Origin of the sequence: Rhodococcus sp. 05-2254-5 (assembly GCF_002258575.1) — a bacterium.
Lineage (GTDB): Bacteria > Actinomycetota > Actinomycetes > Mycobacteriales > Mycobacteriaceae > Rhodococcoides > Rhodococcoides fascians.
Window position 1 is genome coordinate 1 of sequence record NZ_NOZG01000030.1, and the last position, 18,939, is coordinate 18,939.

Below are 18,939 nucleotides of genomic sequence, written 5' to 3' on the forward strand. Positions count from 1 at the left end.
CACAAGCGGGCAGCTGATACATCGAATGCATTCACCAAATAAAATTCGGCACTGACATTCATCGACACACTGTTGAGTTCTCAAAGAACACGCACACACTCGAACCCCACGAACACACAATCCGTAAGCCTCAAGGGCAACTGTTCCAGCCTATCCCAGCTTGGTCTCGGACACAAGGCCCGACTCTTGGGGGATAAAACCTGCCAAGCCACACGTCCAACCTCGTTCACCCAGTCCGTGAAGACCGGGTCGGTGTCCGTCGCTCTGACTCGACAAAAGTTACGCCACCAACCACACCAACGCAAATCGGCAGGTCAGGGCGCTGGAGACGCGTCGAGCCGGCCGAGACGGCACCGAACGCCTCGGAATCGGCGGTCAACTGGACAAAGCGTCGCGCGCAAATCGACGGGACCAACTCGGTGAGTCCGATACGGCTTCCCGAAAGTAGAAGCTCGGGCCATGGGCACCGATGAGGTCGAGAAAGCTCATGGTCGTCTGAGCAGCGAACTTGGCGTCAAAAACACCGGAATCCTCACTGGCCCAGCCTAATTCCGAGACCGTCTCGATCAGCATCTCGTTACGGTGGGCTGCTGAGGCCGATGCGGCCAGGGAGATCAGGAACAGCGTCGCGGCATCGGTCTCGTACGTCTCCCTCCCCAGCGGAAGCCGCGAGGCCGCATGGCGCCACATGCCGATCGGGTCGTCTGCCAGTGATTCGCCGAGCTTCGTGCGCAGCAGCCGCCCCTTCGCGATGCGGGTCAACCCGAGGTGTCGGACCGCCTCGCGCAAGTCGGTGACCTGATGGTGGTCGATCTCGCGGCTGCTCGACCCAACCCACCCCAGACCCCAATCGAGCTCGTCGCGGATCGCTGCCACGAAAGCGGGCTTGAGGTAGCCGGCATCGGTGAGGACAGCGCCGCCGTCGCCGACCTTTCGGAGGAACCAGGTGAGCTTGGCCATCGCGATCTCGGCAACCGGCAGGTCCACCGAGCTCTCGACGGTGAGCTCGCACCGGGGCAGCAACGCCATCAGTGACGGCACGTGGGTGGGTCGTACTCGGTCGAACAGTCGCCCGATGGCCGGTGCGGCCGCCACAGCTTCGGCGAGCGTCGACCTACCGACATCTGCCGATTGCAGCACGCGGTTGACTGCATCGACCTCGAAACGGGCCGGGTCGAACGTCGGACCCCACTGGGAGAGAAGTTCGGAGTGTTCGGGGTCGGACGAGTCTGCCGCGATGTCCAGCGCCTGGGTATAGCGCGACGGACCGCCCGAGGACTCGGGAGGACACGCGCGGGCACCGTCGAGACAGATCGAACGAAGGTCGTCGATATCGGAGTCCTCGTGTTCCAGCTCGACTGTGTGGGTCCACCCGTCACCGAAATCGTATTCGTACGTCATGACGGATCCCGGGTTCGTCAACACCTCGTCGACGCGTACCCGCTCCTCACTGGAGGCGTCGTCGTCCGGTTCGTCGTCGAGGGTCTCCTGCATTTCGAACCGTCGGGTCGCCCCCGCGGTTCTGACACTGAATGCGTGCAGGTGTCGGTCTTCCCAGCCCACGGCGATCTGCAGTACCGAATGCAACTCCGACAACAACAGATCCGATCGCACGCGCACTCGTCGCCAGATCGACGGCCGCGTGTGATCGATACTCACCCTCAGCACCAGATTCGCCAGGCCACGCGCGGCACCCTCCGTTGCGCTGGGTTCGGCCGGCTCGTCGGCTTCGGGGATATCCGGCACCACCGACAGGTGCCGAACGCGGCCGGTTCTGATCGACATTCCTACGACCCTAGCCGGATCGGTGCAGCAGACCCAGGTGTCACGAAACACCGCCGCTCGATCCTGTCCGGGCGGTAGTGCAGAGCAGTATCGCCTACCCTCGTGCGGTGCCGACTCTGCGCGCCTTGGAATGCTTCGTTGCCGTCGTCGACTGCGGCTCGGTCACCGCGGCGTCGACCCGACTACACCTGTCTCAGCCGGCACTGTCACATCAGTTGGCCGCCTTGGAGAACGAGATCGGTACCCCACTACTGCAGCGACTCCCCCGTGGCGTCCGCCCCACCCCCACGGGCCTTGCCGTCCTCGATGACGCCAGGGCGGCGCTGGCGTCCGCCGAACGGGTCATCCGCACCGGCAGAGCCTGCGCGGAAGGCTCGGAAGGTCGCCTCCGGTTGGGCTGCGTCGAAACGATGACCGTTCCCGTACTGGCTCCCACACTTCGCACCTGGGCACGTAAATACCGCGACGTCGACATCGAATTGACCGAATACAGCAGCGCCGACGTGATGGCCGACGCCGTTGCGCGAGGCGATTGCGACGTGGCAGTGGGCCCCGAGTCGACGCGCTTCGTCGGGGAGGTGGTCAAGATCGGTACCGAGGACGTGGTCGCGGTGGTCCCCGAGGGCCTCGACCTAACCGACCGGCCCGACCTGTCGTGGGCCGATCTGCTCGATCGGCCCGTGGTGCACTACCACCCGACCAACGGGCTCGCCGCCTGGATCGACGCCGAGGCCGCATCGAGCGAGGTGGTTCTGACCGTTGCCACCCGCACTCGAAGTGCCAGCACAGCAGCACAACTCGCTCGGGCGGGGCTGGGCATCGCACTCGTCCCGAGTACAGCGCTGCCGCCGAGGTTCGACGGAGTCGTCAAACCGCTGCGCCCGCCACTTCGCCGGACGGTGGTGGCCATGATCGGCTCCCCTACCGACGCCCTGGTGCAACGGTTTCTCACCGACCTCGCTCGCCACGGCATGCCGAAAACACGCGGACTATGACGCCTGAGTGACGACATGGGTTCGACGAGCAACCCGGCTCCAGTGTTCGGCTCGTTCAGCTCAGACGCCCACCGCCGTCGACATGCAGTGTTGTGCCGGTGACGAAGGTGGCGGTGAGGGCGTACAGCACGGTGGCGACCACATCGGCCGGTCGACCGACGCGTCCGGCAGGATTCGCTCGCGCCGTCTCCTCGAAGAACGATTGCTTGCCGTCGCCCATGGCGTCCCATGCTCCGGAGTCCACGATTCCCGGCGACACGGCGTTCACTCGAATCGGTGCCAGTTCTACCGCCAAAGCCTCGACGAGAAACGACACGGCACCGTTCGTCGTGGACATGATCGACAGCCCTGGCGCCGGCTTCCATGCGGCAACCCCCGAAAAGAACAGCAGCGAGCCACCTTCGGAGATGTGCCCACCGAAATGCTTGGCCAACAGGATCGGCCCGATCACTTCTGCGTCGAACGCTTTTCGGATATCGGCGACGTCGAGCTCACCTATGGGTCCGTTGGCATGATCGGCGGCCAGACTCACGACGTGATCGATCGCTCCGACAGTTGCAGCAGCTGCGGCGATGGATTCCTCGTCGCTCAGATCCACAGTCAGGGCGCTGGCTCGATCACCCAGCGCAGACACAACCCGTTCCACGACATCCGGCCGACGCCCGGCGAGCACGACGCTTCCTCCGCTGTCGATGATCTCGGTAGCAACCGCCCTACCGATTCCCGACGCTCCGCCGATCACAAGTACTCGCATGGTGTTTCACCTTTCGCTCGAATGGTTCGTCACCAGTCAAACGAAAGCCTGCCGGTTCTACAATCGCGATAACGAGGCCCTGCCATAGAAAACCCGAATGAGTTATGCCGCGGGAAGCGTCAGTCCGTCGTTGATCGCAGAGACGTCGAACGCCAGCGCATCCAGCTGCGACTCGAGCGTCGTCACGGTCAGCTGGACCAGGTACCGACTGTCCTCGCCCACTACTGCGTAACGCGTCGTCACCGCAGCTTCCAGCTGTTGAGCGACGTAGGTGCCACGAATGAACCGTGACGGCCAGCCGGCCCACGGTTCCGTGCTCGTCTCTTGCTCGACCCACCCCGGTATCGCGCGCCCGTCACCGAAACCCAACGCCATCAACGCTTCCGGGTCGATGGAGCGAGAGAGCTTCCCGACCAGCAAGACAGCATTCGGCGCGAAACCGTTCTCCACCAGGTTCGGCTCGACCGTCACTTGGGTCGCACCGGGAAACTGTGCCGGATCGAGCGTCTGCCACCCCGCGGGAACCGGCACCGTTATGCCGAGATCGGCCGCCGCAGCGCCGTCCAGCGGCAACACCTGCAGTGCATGAGCGTCGAGATACTCGGCGATCGTGGTGGGTTCGGACGGTCGGGTCGTGGGAGAGTCGTTCACTGCAGGCCCTTCGTGGTGGTCGATTCGGCACGACCGAGGCTACCGGCGTCCGCCGAACCTACCTCGACGACTCCACACAGCAGGGCACTGTTGTTCGGAGACAACGCGATCCGTGATGTCGGACCCAGGTGGGTCGAGGGCCGGTCGACCGAGAACAGTATCGCGAGCGACTACCGCTGCACTCGACGCTCGGTGAGTTCTTCGAGATAGCGAGCAACCGCATCGTCGTCGTGCGAATGCAGTACACGATCGGCCACAGCGCGCACCGGCTCCGCAGCATTCGATGGACACAGCGCGGTACCGGCCCACGCCAGCATGGGAAGGTCGTTGCGCGCATCTCCCACCGCTGCCACGTCGTCCTGAGCTACGCCCCACTGTTCGCACAACTCCGCCAGAGCAGTGGCCTTGGATACCCCGGCGGCGGACATCTCGATGTACGGTGCCCCGGAGTGCGTCAGCTCCACACCGACGAGACCTGCCTCGGCCACCAACGCGTACAACTCCTCGCTCGGCGTATCACTGTGTCGTGCAACAATTTTGACTGTCGGCTCGATGTCGGCCGACAGACCGTCCTCCGACAGCTCCATCTCGTGCGGGTGGCGGTGATGGTCGGCGAAGACACACAGCTCCGCGTATCGCGACTCGGCGACGAAACGAGTGGCACCCACAGTTGCGAACGCCACGCCGGGAACCAGAGATCGAACGGCGGAGGTGACAGCCGCGACCGTCTCCGTCGGCACCGACCTGGTCGCGACGATGACCGGGCTGCCATCGGCAAGGTCCAGCACCACCGCACCGTTCGCTCCCACTGCCGTACCGGTGAACCCACACGACGCCGCAAGCTCGGCGATGGAGTGCCGCGCCCGCGCCGTCGCCCACACCACCCGGATGCCTGCGGCTTCGGCCGCGGCCATCGCATCTGCCGTCCGCGCCGACACCGTTCGATCCGAACGAAGTAGCGTGCCGTCGAGATCGGTTGCGACTACCTGGATCTCTCCCGTGTGCCTCACCCGTCCGATACTGCCAGGTGCCGACGCGTCAGCCTGCCACCAACGTCAGGACCGAGATCTCACTCGGTGCGAACACCCGGAACGGCGGCCCCCAGAATCCCGACCCCCGACTGGTGTAGAGCTGCGTACGCGCTCCATGCCTGCTCAATCCGTGCACCACCGGCTGGTCCAGTCGAACCAATGCCGCGAACGGCCAGATCTGACCGCCGTGGGTGTGGCCGGACACCTGCAGATCGACGCCCGCTCGGACGGCGTCGCCGATCTGTTTCGGCTGGTGGGCCAGCAGCAACACCGGGATCGACGGATCGGCCCCGGCCAGTGCCCCAGCCAGATCGGCACCGTGGCCGGGGGCACCCGACCCTGCTGCCGTGGCGTCGTCAACACCGGCGATGACCAAGGCATCGTCACCTCGATGCAGCACGACATGACGATTGTGCAGCGCGTTCCACCCGATGCTCTGCATGTGGTCCAGCCACTCCTGCGCCTCACCGAAATACTCGTGATTACCGGTGACGTAGACGCGGGCGGCGGACGCGCGCATCGATTCCAGCGGCGCAGCCTGTTGCCTGCGCGTGGACACGGAACCGTCGGCAATGTCGCCGACGTGCGCGAGCACGTCCGGTTCGAGCGCGTTGACGGCGTCGGTCAGTCGCCTCGACCACACGGTTCGGTTCACCGGACCGAAGTGGGTGTCGGTGACCAGGACGACTCGCAGGCCGTCGAATCGGGCACCGAGCCGGGCAATGCTGACGCTCGTGTGCCGAACGCGCGGGGTCCGCATGGCCTCGTAATGGCCCCAGAGGGCAAGGCCGACGATCACTGTCGCCGTCGCCGCCGCCGTGATTCGCGACCGCAATGGATCGTCGACACCGGCCGCCCACAGCCCGAGCCTGAGCAACAGTGAGAGCGCCGACCATACGAACGCGATCCAGGCGAGACCCAGCAGGACGTCGCCGAGACGCGCCCAGGCGTCCTTCCTGTCCCCCTCGATGCCGGGCCGGTGACCGAGATACATCGCGGTGGGCAAGGCGAGCGCGGCAGCGATCACCAGTGCCGCGCCGAGCAGCCGAACCACCGGCGGCCACTGCGCCCCCGCGAACAGCACGGTCCACATGGGCAGCCCGAACAGCACCGCACATACGGCAACAATCGTGGCCGGCAGCATGGTTCGCCGACGAAGTGTCCGTGCGGGCCGGGCCGGCGCAGCCCTGTCGTCGTGCCGCCCCTGCGTCTGTCGATCTGCCATCGGCGGAGACCCTCTTTGCTCGAACGTGCGCGAATACCGCGAACCAGACTACGACGGTAACGAGCTACACGCTGACGCGCCGCGACTGCTGCGGGCTACACCTACGGGCTGCTGCGCGTGGTGTATCCCCGCAGTCCGTTGAGAGGCAGTTGGTGCTCGGCGACCACCTCGTCGACCGAGCTCTCGGACTCCTCGACGCCACCACTCGATTCGACACCGTCGACCGCGCCCCGCACTTCTTCGGAGCTGTCGACCGAATCGGATGCACCCGGTCCGTCCGAGTCCGCATCTGCGGCACGCTCTTTCGGTGCTGTCGGGGGTGTGGACGCGCGCGGACCTCCGGTCGCGTCGATCGTGCTCGAACCGTTCGCAGCACCGGTTCCGTTGGTCGACCCCGACCGTCTGGATGTGCCGGTTCCGTTCGTGGTGTCGGTGTCGGCGGTGTTGTCGCTAGGTATGTCGAGGCGGGGCATCGTCCACAGAGACAGCACCGAATCATGCCGAACGGGTGCGTTCGTTCGTGTCGCAGCCTCGAAAGCCCCGGAATCGTCGAACTGCGAGGACTCGAGCGGTACCGGTGTCCAGGTCTCCTCGAACGCCGTTCCGCCTTCCGCACCAACGGCACCGGGCTTGATTCCCAATCGCGCGAGGGTGAACCACAGACTGTCGAGAGCACCGTCACGATCGAGGTGGTACTCCGATTCCCGCACGCGCCAGAACGTCCACCCGCATCGCTTGAGTTCCTGCTCGCGTTGCAGATCCGCCGATCGTTGCGCGGGGGTGGTCGAGAACGAATCGACGTCGCATTCGACGGCGAGGCGAGAGGACTCCCCCGTGACGACGAGCGCGATACGCCGATTGTTCACTTCGACACCGGGATTGACGTGGAAGCCACGCTCGACGAGGTCGTTGAACAGCTGCTGTTCCAGCAGCGTCTCGAACGGGGCTTTCCTGATCTCGCGCGAGACGTTCTGGGGCATCGGATCGGCGGGAGCGGGTGAGACCGACGTGACGTAGCCGAGCAGAGAGTTACGCAGGTCTGCTCGTTTGAGGCGATCGACGGTGACCGAATGGAACAGCCACAACTGATCCTGCGCCCGCGACGCGGCCACGTTGAACCGACGCTTGTACTGGTTCGAGGTCAGGGTGGCGAAGTTCTGATCCGGTGCTACCACCATCGACAGGAACACGACGTTGCGCTCGTCGCCCTGGAAGTCCGGTGGGGTGCCCACTCGCAAGCGGCGTTGTTCCCACTGTTCGATGCCGATACGTTTGATCAGCTCGTTGCGAATCTCGTCGACCTGCGACTGCCCCTGAAGCACAACGACTCCGAAGGTCGAGTCGTCGTACGCCGTATCGGCGAGGCACTCGGATATCTGCTCGGCGATGGCAATGGCCTCGGTCCGGTTGACGAGCGAGGCGTTCTTTCCGGTGACCGTCGCCCCGCGAACGTACGTGTGCCGAAGCGGCGGCAGGCGATCGGCACCGAACTGCCGCACCGGCACCAGTGGCGAGTCTCCGTAGAACTGCTGACTCGACCAATTGATGATCTCCGGCATCGAACGGAAGTGCTCTCGTAGTCGTACCACCTGACCGAACCGGGTGCGCAGCATCGAGAACAGACTCGACCGCGGTGTCAGCGTCGCCCGCACGTGCTCCGGTAGGTCCGGGAGATATACATCGAGGCGGTCGAACACGTCCTCGAGCGTGCCGGCCTGAGGGACATCGGCGGGCGCGCACTGCCGGTCGTCTCCCACCACGATCACCCGAGGCGCGAGGTACAGCAGGAACAGGCTCGTGATGTCGGCCTGGCTGGCCTCGTCGACGATGACGACGTCGAAGCTACCCGGCACCGGCGGAATCGACGCGAGCACCTGGGAGAGCGGCATGACCCAGGCGGGCACCGCGCTCTGTGCCTCTCGCATCGCCGATCGTGCTGCGCTGCGGTAGGTTTCGGCGTACTTGCCGGCACCCGAACCGATACTGGAAATGTGCTCGCGGTAAGTCTGCAGTGCGCGAACCTCGACGGCCGTCATCCGCTGCAGGCTGTTGAGCCAGGCACTCGCGGCAGCGAGACGCGTCGTGAGATAAGCGATGTCGACATCCGCGGCGGCCAACTCCGCTTCCAGCTGCTGCTCGAGACCCCCGTGGTGCTGCTCACCGACCCATTCGCGCGCGCGACGCCACGCCCACGCCTTGGACAGCTGCCAACTGAGCTCGTCCCATTCCGGGTCTGCCGCGGTGTCCTTGACCAACTCGAACAGGGCCGGCGCGACTGCCGACAGTGTGGCCGACATCGACTCGAGCAGCAGCTGATTCTCCTGCTCCGCGCAGGCCTGAGCGTAGGCGGAGACCGCGCCTGCCAATTCCGCAGGATCGGCAGCGCCGAGGGCCGTCACCAGATTCAGACCTTCGGGCGACGGTCCCGCGTCGACACGAGTGGCCACCGCGAACTGCAGAGCGTCCAGCTCGGCGCGGGCGATGTCGATGTCGACGCGGGCGGAGATAGCCGCAGCGGCTCCGGCTATCTCCTGAGCTTCGGCGAGGCTTCGGATCCACGGCGCAGCAGGCGACACCGTGTAGAGCCGGTGTACCAGCGCGTCACGAGCGGCAACCACTGCCGCTACGGAACGGAGCCGATCGGCGATCTGCGCAACGGTGTTTACGCGAATCGATCGAGGGCCGTCGAGGGGGACGACGATCGCCAGGTCGGCCAGCAACACCGCCGCCGTCTGCACGGTGTCGAGAGCCCGAATGTGTTCCGCGACAAGCCGAGCGGCCATCGCACTCGTCGCCGGTTGCCCGTCGACGGTGGCGACGATGCCGAGAGCTTCGACGGTCTTCTGCTCCTCGTTACGCCGAAATCGCGGCTTCCATTCGATTCCCGATTCCAGCGCAGCTGCGAGCGCATCCATAGCCTGCAGAGTCGCAGCAGACGTGGACGAGCACTGCACGTCGTGCGCGCCGATGTACCGGTCGGACGCTGCGGCAGTGGCAACGAGGTCGTCGATTCCGCTGACCCGCGACCACAGGTGAGACGCTTCGCCGGACAGCACCGAGTCGGTCACCCGCGCATACGTGGCATCGAGCTCCGCGACCACTCGCACGCGAGCCGCCAATTCCTCGCAGAGAGAACGGATGTCGGACGAGACGGCAGGTTCGACGCCGCCCAGCAACGTGATGAGGTCGGCAGCCAGCGGCGGGACGGCGTCTATCGGCGTATGCACACGTCGGCACAGCGCTGCGAGTTCGGCCGAATTCGGCAGCATCGTTTCGGGGCGCGGCAGCACCTGGCGCGATCGTTGCTCGCGGGCTCCGTCGGAGGTCGCAATCAGCGCTCGGAGTTGGTCGACCTGGGCACCGTCGAACGGTGGCCGGTCGGCGAGCAACGGCCCGGGCAGCCACTCGTGGGCGCCTTCGGCTGCTTTGACCTTACGTACGATCGACGCCACCGTGCCGTCGTACCCATCCGAAACATATTCGTGCACAACGGTTTCGGATTCGCGAAGGGCGCTGACACGGTTCAGCAGTTCCGTCCGACGAGCGAGCGCGGCCGCGCGGCGGGTGGTGAGCGCGTCGATCTTCTGCTGCTCACTGGCTTCGTCGAACGAGGTCTTACGCTCGGCGATCTTGGCGACGCTGCGATTCAACTCGTCCGAACCACCACGGGAGAGGTCGGTGATCGAGACGCAGAGCTCCTGCAACTCGGGCGGCAGCTTGTCGCGCAGGACTCGCAAAGCTTGTGACTTTTCACTAGTGACCAGAACCCGCTGACCTCGCGCCAGCAGCCCGGACATCAGGTTCGCGATGGTGTGGGTCTTCCCCGTCCCGGGCGGCCCTTCGACGACCACACCGCTGTCGCGTCCGAGTCGTTCGATGATCTGCGACTGCTCGGCGTTGGCCGGCAGCGGAAACAGAGGATCTTCGGCCAGCGCCGCCGACGCGCCGGCTCCGGTCCGTTCGAGCCATGCCATCCGATCGGCCGGCTCGATCGCGTCGACCAGTTGCGCGAGGCCCAGCGGAACCGGTGAGTCGGCGGCGTCGAGATCGGCGATCATCTGCTCGTAGTACTCGACCAGCGCGAACGAGTCGCGGGTTCGGAGCACGAGTGCGGGTGAGACCGTCAGCGTTCGATCGTCGTCGATGTACGCGAGAGCTCCCGGGGGCCCGAGGCGATCGAGCACCTCGATCTCGTGACGGGGAACTCGCGTCGCCCATTCACGCAAGAATTCTTCGACGCCCTCACCGAGGGGCGAGTCGACGTTGCCGTGCAGCTTCTCGGCGAGAGCCACCGAGCCGGAGGTATCGAAGTCCTTCGATCCGGTGAGCAGCTGGCCGTCCTCGAGACGCGGGGCACTACCGGCGACCAGTCGAACCAACAGGTCGCCGGTCCGCACATCACGTTCGATTCCGGCCGACTGGGTGAGGAGGTGAGTACGCACGCTGCGCTGGGGGTCGGGGTTGCTCGACGTCAGCAGACCCGACGCCACCACCAGTTCGATCGACTCGGGGCGCGAGGCGAGCTCTTGCATCATCAGTTGCAATGCCTGGTACAGCGCTGCCTTGGGCCGCCGGTCTCGATCTTCCTGAGCCCACTGCTTCCAGGACTCCGAGTACTGCTCGAAAGCCTTCTTGATCTCGTAGGCCTTGCGAATATCGAAATCGGCGTCGGACTCCTGCGCCTCGCCGCGACGACGTGATGCCGCCGTCGACGCGTCGGCGAGCTCGATCTCGCGGTAGCGACTGTCTCCGACGACCTGGGGATCGAGCCAACCCGTCAGAAGCGCCGGTGGCTCGGGTGGGTCGTCGACGGCGATGCGCGGCGCCCGAAGTACGACCCCGCCCTGGCCGGCCTTCGAGTCGAGACGAACCGGAATCTCACTGGAGTACAGCCACTCGACCTGGACATGATCGTCGAACCTCAGGACCGGATTCGACCGCGCCTCGACTATCTCGCGCAGGAAGCGCAACAGGCGCGCAACCCTGCTCTTGAGCTCGTCGTCGTATTCACGACCGGTAGCCGCTGCAGCCGTCACAGTTTCCCCACAAATGCTCGAATGGCCGTCCCGCCAGGGGACAGTGCTTACGCACCCGCGTCACAGTAGCCGTTGAAAAGCAGTTGTTCACCGGGGTCCGAGCACACAGAATGCGTTCTAGTGTTCGGTCACAAAGACCGACTTGGTTGCTTGGAACAACAACAGAAAACGCGGCCCGTCCGGACACGCGCCGGCCGCCGATCGCAGGAGCGTCGCATGCGCAATCTGGTCTACTACATCGCCGTCACACTCGACGGATTCATCGCCGCGCCCGACGGCACCTACGACTGCTTCGCGACCGAGGGTGATCACCTCGAGGCCATCGTGACCGAGCTGCCCGAGACGCTGCCGGTGCACGTCCGCGCCGCGCTCGACATCGATGCCCCGCCGGCGCGGTTCGACACCGTGGTGATGGGCCGGGCGACCCTGCAACCCGCACTCGACATCGGCATCACCAGCCCGTACCCCCATCTGCGGCAGTACGTGCTCTCCCATACGTTGCCTGCCGCGACGGACCCGACCGAGCCGATCGTCGTCCGGAACCCGATCGACCTGGTTCGAGAACTCAAAGCCGAGGACAGCGACGCCGACGTGTGGCTCTGCGGCGGCGGCCGCCTCGCGGGGCAGCTCGTCGACGAGATGGACGAGCTGTTTCTCAAGGTCTATCCCGTCGTGCTCGGCCGAGGCATCGGGCTGTTCGCGCCCGATACCGGACCCGAGCCGCCGATCGCACGACGGTTCGAGCATCTGCACTCACGCCAGTTCGACAGCGGCGTGCGGTTCACCCGGCTGGTTCGCCCCGACGGCGGTGAGCGATGACGTATAAAGACTGAATGCCTGCCGCACCGGTGTCCGAAGGGGAGCAGCCGACTCGCCGGCCGACGACCCAGCGCGGGCTACGGACCCGATCCGCCTTGGTGGCAGCCGCCCGACGCGTGTTCGAGGACAGCGGCTACCTCGATTCCCGGCTGATCGACATCACCAGAGCCGCGCACTGCTCGGCTGGGACCTTCTACACGTATTTCATCAGCAAGGAAGAGATTCTGGCCGCGGTGCTCGAACAGGCCAGGGACGACATGCTGCACCCCGGCACGGAACGGGTGGACCCGCACGACGATCCCGCTGCCGTGATCGCAGCCAGCAACCGGGCCTACTTCGAGGCATATCGGCGCAACGCCAAGCTGATGGCACTGCTCGAGCAGGTCTCCAACATCGATCCAGACTTTCGCCGCCTGCGCCGCGAACGCGCCGACGCGTTCGTTCGACGCAATGCACGCAGTATCGAGAGCCTGCAGAAACGCGGCGTGGCGGATACCGACCTCGACCCTCTGCTCGCCTCCCGCGCGCTGTCGTCGATGATCAGTCGTCTCGCGTTCAACCACTTCGTCGTCGACGCCGAGGACGGCAATCCCGACGCCGACTACGAGGCGCTGCTCGCCACTGCGACGAGGCTGTGGGTCAACGCGTTGCGGATACCGGACAAGAGCGTCGGACACACCGGATGAACGCCTCCTCGGCAACCTGCTGCTCGTCCGAAACCACCTTCGTCGACCTGTACCCGTCGGTAATGTACTCGCCGGTAGCCAGAGATGGTGAGGAATCACGAATTATGCGTCCCGACAACGCTACTCGTGAGTACGAATCTGTCGTGAGGCAGAGGAAAGAAAATGTCCAGTACGGAATGTGTTGTCACAGAATTGAATTGGCTCGTTCGTGATCAATCACACTCACCCCGAACGCCGTTGGCACGGCACAGGGCCCGGTTGCCGCTAGAATAAGTCGACCGGAGTGCTGCATGGGCGCAGGACCGGAGCCTGCGCAACGACCCGACAACCATCAAACGGACATGCCCAGCCGGACCCACCTCCCATCGAGTGCACCGACGCGATGTGCGCCTACACCGAGCGAAGAGAGATACGTTGTTCAAGCGGATTGCAGTAGTCAACCGAGGCGAGGCAGCAGTACGGCTGATCCGAGCCGTCCGAGAGCTCAACGCCGAACACGATTACGGCATCCGCACCGTAGCGCTGCACACCGAGGCCGAGAAGCGGGCCATGTTCGTCCGCCTGGCCGACGAAGCGGTCACGCTGCGTAAGCCGGCGAGCGGTTCGGCCTACCTCGATTACGGCGTGCTGGAAGCGGCACTGGTGGAATCCGGGGCCGACGCCGTATGGGTCGGCTGGGGCTTCGTCGCCGAGGACCCGACGTTCGCCGACCTGGTCGCCCGCCTGAACATCACCTTCATCGGCCCGTCCGCGGACGCGATGCGCCTGCTGGGTGACAAGGTCGAGGCCAAGATTCTCGCCGAAAAGGTCGGCGTTCCCGTCGCACCGTGGTCCGGCGGCCCCGTCGAGACCCGCGCCGACGCCCGTCGCCACGCCGCGGCGATCGGTTACCCGTTGATCATCAAGGCCCGCTCGGGCGGCGGTGGCCGCGGCATCCGCAAGGTCTTCCACGAGGACGAACTCGAACTGTCCCTCGAACGCACCCAGGGTGAGGCCGAGCGCTCGTTCGGCGACCCCGTCGTATTCCTCGAGCGTCTGGTCACCGATGCCCGGCACGTCGAGGTCCAGGTCATTGCCGACAGTCACGGCAACGTGTGGGCCCCCGGTGTGCGCGACTGCTCGATTCAGCGCCGCAACCAGAAGGTCATCGAGGAGTCCAGCTCCCCGCTGCTGACCAAGGAACAGTCAGATCAGCTGCGCACCGCGTCGGCCGAGCTGGTCAAGGCCGCCGGATATCAGGGCGCGGGCACCGTGGAGTACCTCTACCAGCCCGAGCAGAAGATCTTCACGTTCCTCGAGGTCAACACCCGCCTGCAGGTCGAGCACCCGATCACCGAATACACCACCGGCATCGACCTGGTGAAGCTGCAGATCCTCGTCGCCGACGGCCAGGCACTGCCTGGCGACTGCCCGCCCGAGTTCGGTCACGCCGTCGAGGCCCGCCTCAACGCCGAGGACGCCGACAACGGCTTCGCACCGGCCCCCGGCACCGTCGAGCTGCTCAAGTTCCCCCTCGGCACCGGCATCCGCGTCGACACCGGCATCGCCCAGGGCGACGTCATCCCACCCGACTACGACTCCATGGTCGCCAAGGTCATCGCCTGGGGCCGCGACCGCAGCGAAGCGCTGGCGAGACTGCGCAACGCACTGCGCGAGACCACGGTCGTCATCGACGGCGGCACCACCACCAAGTCGTTCCTGCTCAGCCTGCTCGACCGCGAGGAAGTCATCTCCGCCTCCGCCGACACCGGCTGGCTCGACCGCACCGAAGCAGGTTCCCAGGTGGGGCCGACCGCCGTCGCCGACATCGCCATCATCGCCGCAGCGATCGACGCCTACGACGCCGAAGAAGGCCGCGAACGCACCTCGTTCCTCAACTCCGCTCGCGGCGGCCGCCCACGCGCGACACACGCCATCGGCCGAACCGTCGAGCTGAACTACCAGGGCCAGGCCTACAAGCTCGAGGTCGGCCAGACCGGTACTCACCGCTACAGCATCGAAAGCGACGGCATCGGCGAACTGCAGGTCGACGTCGAGCGCCTCGGCACCTACGAGAGCCGCCTCGTCATCGGTGACCGCCGCTACCAGGTGGTCACCGTCGCCGGAGCCGCCCACTTCCTCGTCGAGGTCGACGGCATCAGCCACCAGATCTCCCAGGACGAGGCCGGGCTGGTCCGCGCGCCTGCACCCGCTGTCGTCGTCGCCGTCCCGGTCGCCGTCGGCGACGAGGTCGAAGCAGGACAGACCCTTGTCGTCCTCGAATCGATGAAGATGGAAACTGCCGTCCGGTCCCCGTACGCGGGCACCGTGCGTGAGGTCCTGGCCTCGGTCAACGGACAGGTCGACGCGGGAGCTGCACTGCTGCGCGTCGATCAGGCCGGAGAACAGAAAGTCTCCGAGCAGGCACCTCGGGTGCAGTTCCGTGGCGTCGACGACGCCGCGCAGCGCTCGCCGCAGCGTCGCGCACTGGACCGGCTCGACGAACTCGCTGCCCTCATCACCGGCTTCGACGTCAGCGGTGCCCGGGCTCGAAACCTGTTGTCCACCTACGAGACTCTGCGTGCCGAGGTGCCACGCGACGATTCGGAGCTGGTCACCGCCGAACTGGCGTTGCTGAACACCTTCGCCGACATCTGCGAGCTCTCCCGCAACCGTCCGACGATGGACGAGGAGACGGGCGACGAGCGAGTCCACTCCCCCCGCGAGCACTTCCACTCGTTCCTGCACTCGCTCGACGCGGACGTCCAAGGTCTGCCGGAGTCGTTCCGCGCCAAGCTCACTCGCGCGCTCGCGCACTACGACGCTGCCATCGACGAGGGCCGAACCCCGGCTCTCGAAGAGGCCGTCTACCGCGTCTTCCTCGCCCTGCAGCGCATGGAGAACCAGGTTCCGGTGATCGCGGCCCTCCTCGGCCACTGGCTCAGCGACTCCTCCGCCCAGCCCGAAGCCACCCCGGCCATGGCCGAGGTACTCGAGCGCCTCATCGGTGCCACTCAGGCCCGCTACCCCGTCATCGGCGACGTCGCCCGCAACCTGCGCTTCCGGTTGTTCGACGAGCCGCAGATCCGGATCGCCCGCGAGAAGGTCTACGACGGCGTCCGTGGCAGCCTGCAGTACCTGGCCGAGAACCCCGACGCAGCCGACTACTCGGCTCGTGTAGCCGCTCTCGTGGCGACACCGGAACCGCTGATCGAGCTTCTGGCACAACGGATCACCGATCCCGGTGCTCTGCTCGAGGTGATCACCCGTCAGTACTACGAAATTCGCACCCTCGAGGATGTCAAGGCCTTCGACCGCGACGGTAAGCACTTCGTCACCGGCAACTTCGAGCTCTCGGGCGAACGACTGCATCTGATCTCGACCGCGACGGACTTCGACTCCCTCGCAACGACTCTCGACGCCGTCGAGGACATCGCCGGCCCGTCGCCGGAAAACCTTGCCGTCGATCTGTACCTGTCGTGGCCCGACGCCCCCGCCGACGGCGACGTGCTCTCGGCCCGACTGCAAGAAGTTCTGGCCGCCCACTCCGGCTCCGGCCGCTGGCGCCGGGTCACGGTCACCGTGTTCGGCGCGGTCACGCGAAAGATGACGTACCGCCGCACCACGGTCGAGGGATCCGAGCCCCTCGCCGAGGACACCATCATCCGGGACATGCACCCACTCACCGGTCAGCGACTCGACCTGTGGCGACTGAAGAACTTCGACGGAGTTCGCCTGCCCGCCAGCGCCGGGACCTACCTGTTCCACCTGACGTCCAAGGCCAACCCGTCCGACGAGCGACTCGTCGCCCTCGCCGAGATCCGCGGCATCACAACACAATTGGACGACGCCGGAAACATCGTCGCCGTGCCGGAGATCGAACGCACCGTCGCAGCCTGCCTCGACGGCATCCGCCGCGCACAGGCCGGACGCGGCAAGAAGCGTCTCGACGCCAACCGCGTCGTGCTCTACGTCTGGCCGGTACTGAACGTGCCCGCCGACCGCATCGCCACCATCGCCCGGCACATCGCACCGCTGACCATCGGAGCCGGACTCGAAGAGATCACGCTGATCGCACGCCTGGCCGAAACACCGGGCGCAACGCCGCGCGAGGTGGCTCTGCGCCTGTCGTACCGGTCCGGTGCCGGCATCGTCGCCAAGGTGACGCCGCCGCCGACCGAGCCGATGCGTCCACTCGACGAGTACACCCAGAAGGTGCAGCGGTCCCAGGCCCGCGGCACCGTGTACCCGTACGAGCTGATTCCGTTGCTCAGCAGCAACGGTGGCACGTTCACCGAGTACGACTTCGACTCCGACGGCGTGCTCGCCCCGGTCGATCGTCCCTACGGCCGCAACTCCGCGGGCGTCATCGTCGGTGTGGCCACCACCCCGACCGCCAAGTACCCCGAGGGCATCACCCGCGTCGCACTCTTCGGTGACCCCACCAAGGCGCTCGGCACCGTCGCCGAGGCGGAATGCTCGCGGATCGTTGCGGCCATCGACCTCGCAGAGCAACTCGGTGCCCCCGTCGAATGGTTCGCATTGTCCTCCGGCGCAACGATTTCCATGGAATCGGGCACCGAGAACATGGACTGGGTCTCGCGCGGCTTGCGTCGCATCATCACCTTCACCCAGGCCGGCGGAGAGATCAACATCGTCGTCGCGGGCATCAACGTCGGCGCGCAGCCGTACTGGAACGCCGAAGCCACGATGCTCACCCACACCAAGGGCATCCTGGTGATGACCCCCGACAGTGCGATGGTGCTCACCGGAAAGCAGTCCCTGGACTACTCCGGCGGCGTTTCGGCCGAGGACAACTTCGGTATCGGTGGCTACGACCGCGTGATGGGCCCCAACGGCCAGGCGCAGTACTGGGCACCGAACCTGCGGGCTGCATGCGACATCCTGTTCGCTCACTACGATCACGCGTATGCCGCACCGGGAGAACGCTTCCCACGCCGTGCAGCCACGGCCGACCCGACCGAGCGCGACGTTCGTACCTACCCGCACGTCCACCCGTCGAGCGACTTCACCACCGTCGGCGACATCTTCTCCTCGGTGACCAACCCGGACCGCAAGAAGCCGTTCGACATTCGTACCGTGATGCGCGCCGTGGTCGACCAGGATCACTCGGTGCTCGAGCGGTGGGCCGACATGGCCGACGCCGACACTTCGGTGGTGTTCGACGCCCACCTCGCCGGAATCCCGGTGTCCGTGATCGGCATCGAGTCGCGGGCCATCCCCCGCAAGGGCTGGTTCCCGTCCGACGGCCCGGATCAGTGGACCTCGGGAACCTTGTTCCCGAACTCGTCGAAGAAGACGGCCCGCGCCATCAACGCTGCCAGCGGAAGCCGGCCGATCGTGGTGCTGGCCAACCTCTCCGGCTTCGACGGATCACCGGAATCGCTGCGCAACATCCAGCTCGAATACGGCGCCGAAATCGGCCGCGCCATCGTCAACTTCGACGGACCGGTCGTGTTCTGTGTCGTCTCGCGCTACCACGGCGGCGCGTTCGTGGTGTTCTCCGGAGCACTCAACGACAACATGGAGGTCCTCGCGGTCGAGGGCTCCTTCGCCTCCGTACTCGGCGGTGCCCCGGCAGCCGCAGTGGTGTTCACCCGCGACGTCAACGCCCGCACCGCAGCGGACGCCGACGTCAAGGAGCTCGAAGCACGACTGAACGCCGCCGAGGACGACGCCACCCGCTCGGCACTGCGCGTCGAGCTGGCCACCGTGCGAGCGAACGCCCGCAACGCCAAACTGGGTGAGGTGGCCGCCGAATTCGAGGCCATCCACAACATCCAGCGCGCACAGAGCGTCGGATCGGTGCACCACATCGTCCCCGCCGCCGAACTACGCCCGCAGCTGGTCGCCGCCGTCGAACGCGGAATGGCGCGGTCGTTGGCGAAGTAGGGCCTGGGTTTTCTCGCAAACGCGCGCGCGTTTGCTGGATGCGAGCGGAATGGTTACCTGTTCCG

The 18,939-nt window shown here is 65.9% G+C and carries 10 protein-coding genes; 4 read left to right on the forward strand and 6 right to left on the reverse strand.

Features of this window, described 5'->3' with window-relative positions; translation table 11 throughout:
• Nucleotides 1–375 precede the first annotated feature (375 nt).
• Nucleotides 376–1,785 (reverse strand): plasmid pRiA4b ORF-3 family protein, encoded by a 1,410-nt coding sequence (locus CH278_RS23165; RefSeq protein WP_032364876.1) that lies wholly within the window; start codon nt 1,783–1,785, stop codon nt 376–378.
• A gap of 107 nt (nt 1,786–1,892) precedes the next feature.
• On the opposite strand from CH278_RS23165, the gene CH278_RS23170 reads away from it, so the two are divergent.
• Nucleotides 1,893–2,780: a LysR family transcriptional regulator gene (locus CH278_RS23170; protein WP_032364898.1), complete on the forward strand. Its 888-nt coding sequence runs from the start codon at nt 1,893–1,895 to the stop codon at nt 2,778–2,780.
• A 55-nt stretch (nt 2,781–2,835) separates the two neighbouring features.
• On the opposite strand, the gene CH278_RS23175 is transcribed toward CH278_RS23170, so the two are convergent.
• From CH278_RS23175 to CH278_RS23195, 5 genes are all read right to left on the reverse strand, one after another.
• Entirely contained in the window at nt 2,836–3,534 is a 699-nt protein-coding gene (locus CH278_RS23175; protein WP_094622964.1) for an SDR family oxidoreductase, read from the reverse strand.
• Between the two features lie 102 nt (nt 3,535–3,636).
• Nucleotides 3,637–4,185: an LpqN/LpqT family lipoprotein gene (locus tag CH278_RS23180; RefSeq protein WP_094622965.1), complete on the reverse strand. Its 549-nt coding sequence runs from the start codon at nt 4,183–4,185 to the stop codon at nt 3,637–3,639.
• Nucleotides 4,186–4,355: 170 nt separating this feature from the next.
• On the reverse strand, nt 4,356–5,195 hold the full coding sequence (locus CH278_RS23185) for an HAD family hydrolase (RefSeq protein ID WP_027497968.1): 840 nt from the start codon (nt 5,193–5,195) through the stop codon (nt 4,356–4,358).
• Nucleotides 5,196–5,223: 28 nt separating this feature from the next.
• Nucleotides 5,224–6,441 (reverse strand): metallophosphoesterase, encoded by a 1,218-nt coding sequence (locus CH278_RS23190; RefSeq protein WP_094622966.1) that lies wholly within the window; start codon nt 6,439–6,441, stop codon nt 5,224–5,226.
• Nucleotides 6,442–6,542: 101 nt separating this feature from the next.
• Nucleotides 6,543–11,477, reverse strand: a complete 4,935-nt coding sequence (locus CH278_RS23195) for an AAA domain-containing protein (protein ID WP_094622967.1) — start codon at nt 11,475–11,477, stop codon at nt 6,543–6,545.
• Nucleotides 11,478–11,693: 216 nt separating this feature from the next.
• Between CH278_RS23195 and CH278_RS23200 the strand changes: the two genes are divergently transcribed.
• The 3 genes from CH278_RS23200 (at nt 11,694) to CH278_RS23210 (ending at nt 18,874) form a co-directional block, all read left to right on the forward strand.
• Nucleotides 11,694–12,296 (forward strand): dihydrofolate reductase family protein, encoded by a 603-nt coding sequence (locus CH278_RS23200; protein WP_027497971.1) that lies wholly within the window; start codon nt 11,694–11,696, stop codon nt 12,294–12,296.
• A 14-nt stretch (nt 12,297–12,310) separates the two neighbouring features.
• Nucleotides 12,311–12,982, forward strand: a complete 672-nt coding sequence (locus tag CH278_RS23205) for a TetR/AcrR family transcriptional regulator (protein WP_027497972.1) — start codon at nt 12,311–12,313, stop codon at nt 12,980–12,982.
• Between the two features lie 414 nt (nt 12,983–13,396).
• The gene (locus tag CH278_RS23210; RefSeq protein WP_094622979.1) at nt 13,397–18,874 is read left to right on the forward strand and encodes an ATP-binding protein; all 5,478 of its coding nucleotides are present in this window, start codon (nt 13,397–13,399) and stop codon (nt 18,872–18,874) included.
• The last annotated feature ends 65 nt before the right edge of the window (nt 18,875–18,939 follow it).

Coding starts and splice junctions, on each gene's coding strand:
- CH278_RS23190 (WP_094622966.1), bottom strand. CDS start 6,441: ATGGCAGATCGACAGACGCAGGGGCGGCACGACGACAGGGCTGCGCCG.
- CH278_RS23205 (WP_027497972.1), top strand. CDS start 12,311: ATGCCTGCCGCACCGGTGTCCGAAGGGGAGCAGCCGACTCGCCGGCCG.
- CH278_RS23175 (WP_094622964.1), bottom strand. CDS start 3,534: ATGCGAGTACTTGTGATCGGCGGAGCGTCGGGAATCGGTAGGGCGGTT.
- CH278_RS23200 (WP_027497971.1), top strand. CDS start 11,694: ATGCGCAATCTGGTCTACTACATCGCCGTCACACTCGACGGATTCATC.
- CH278_RS23165 (WP_032364876.1), bottom strand. CDS start 1,785: ATGTCGATCAGAACCGGCCGCGTTCGGCACCTGTCGGTGGTGCCGGAT.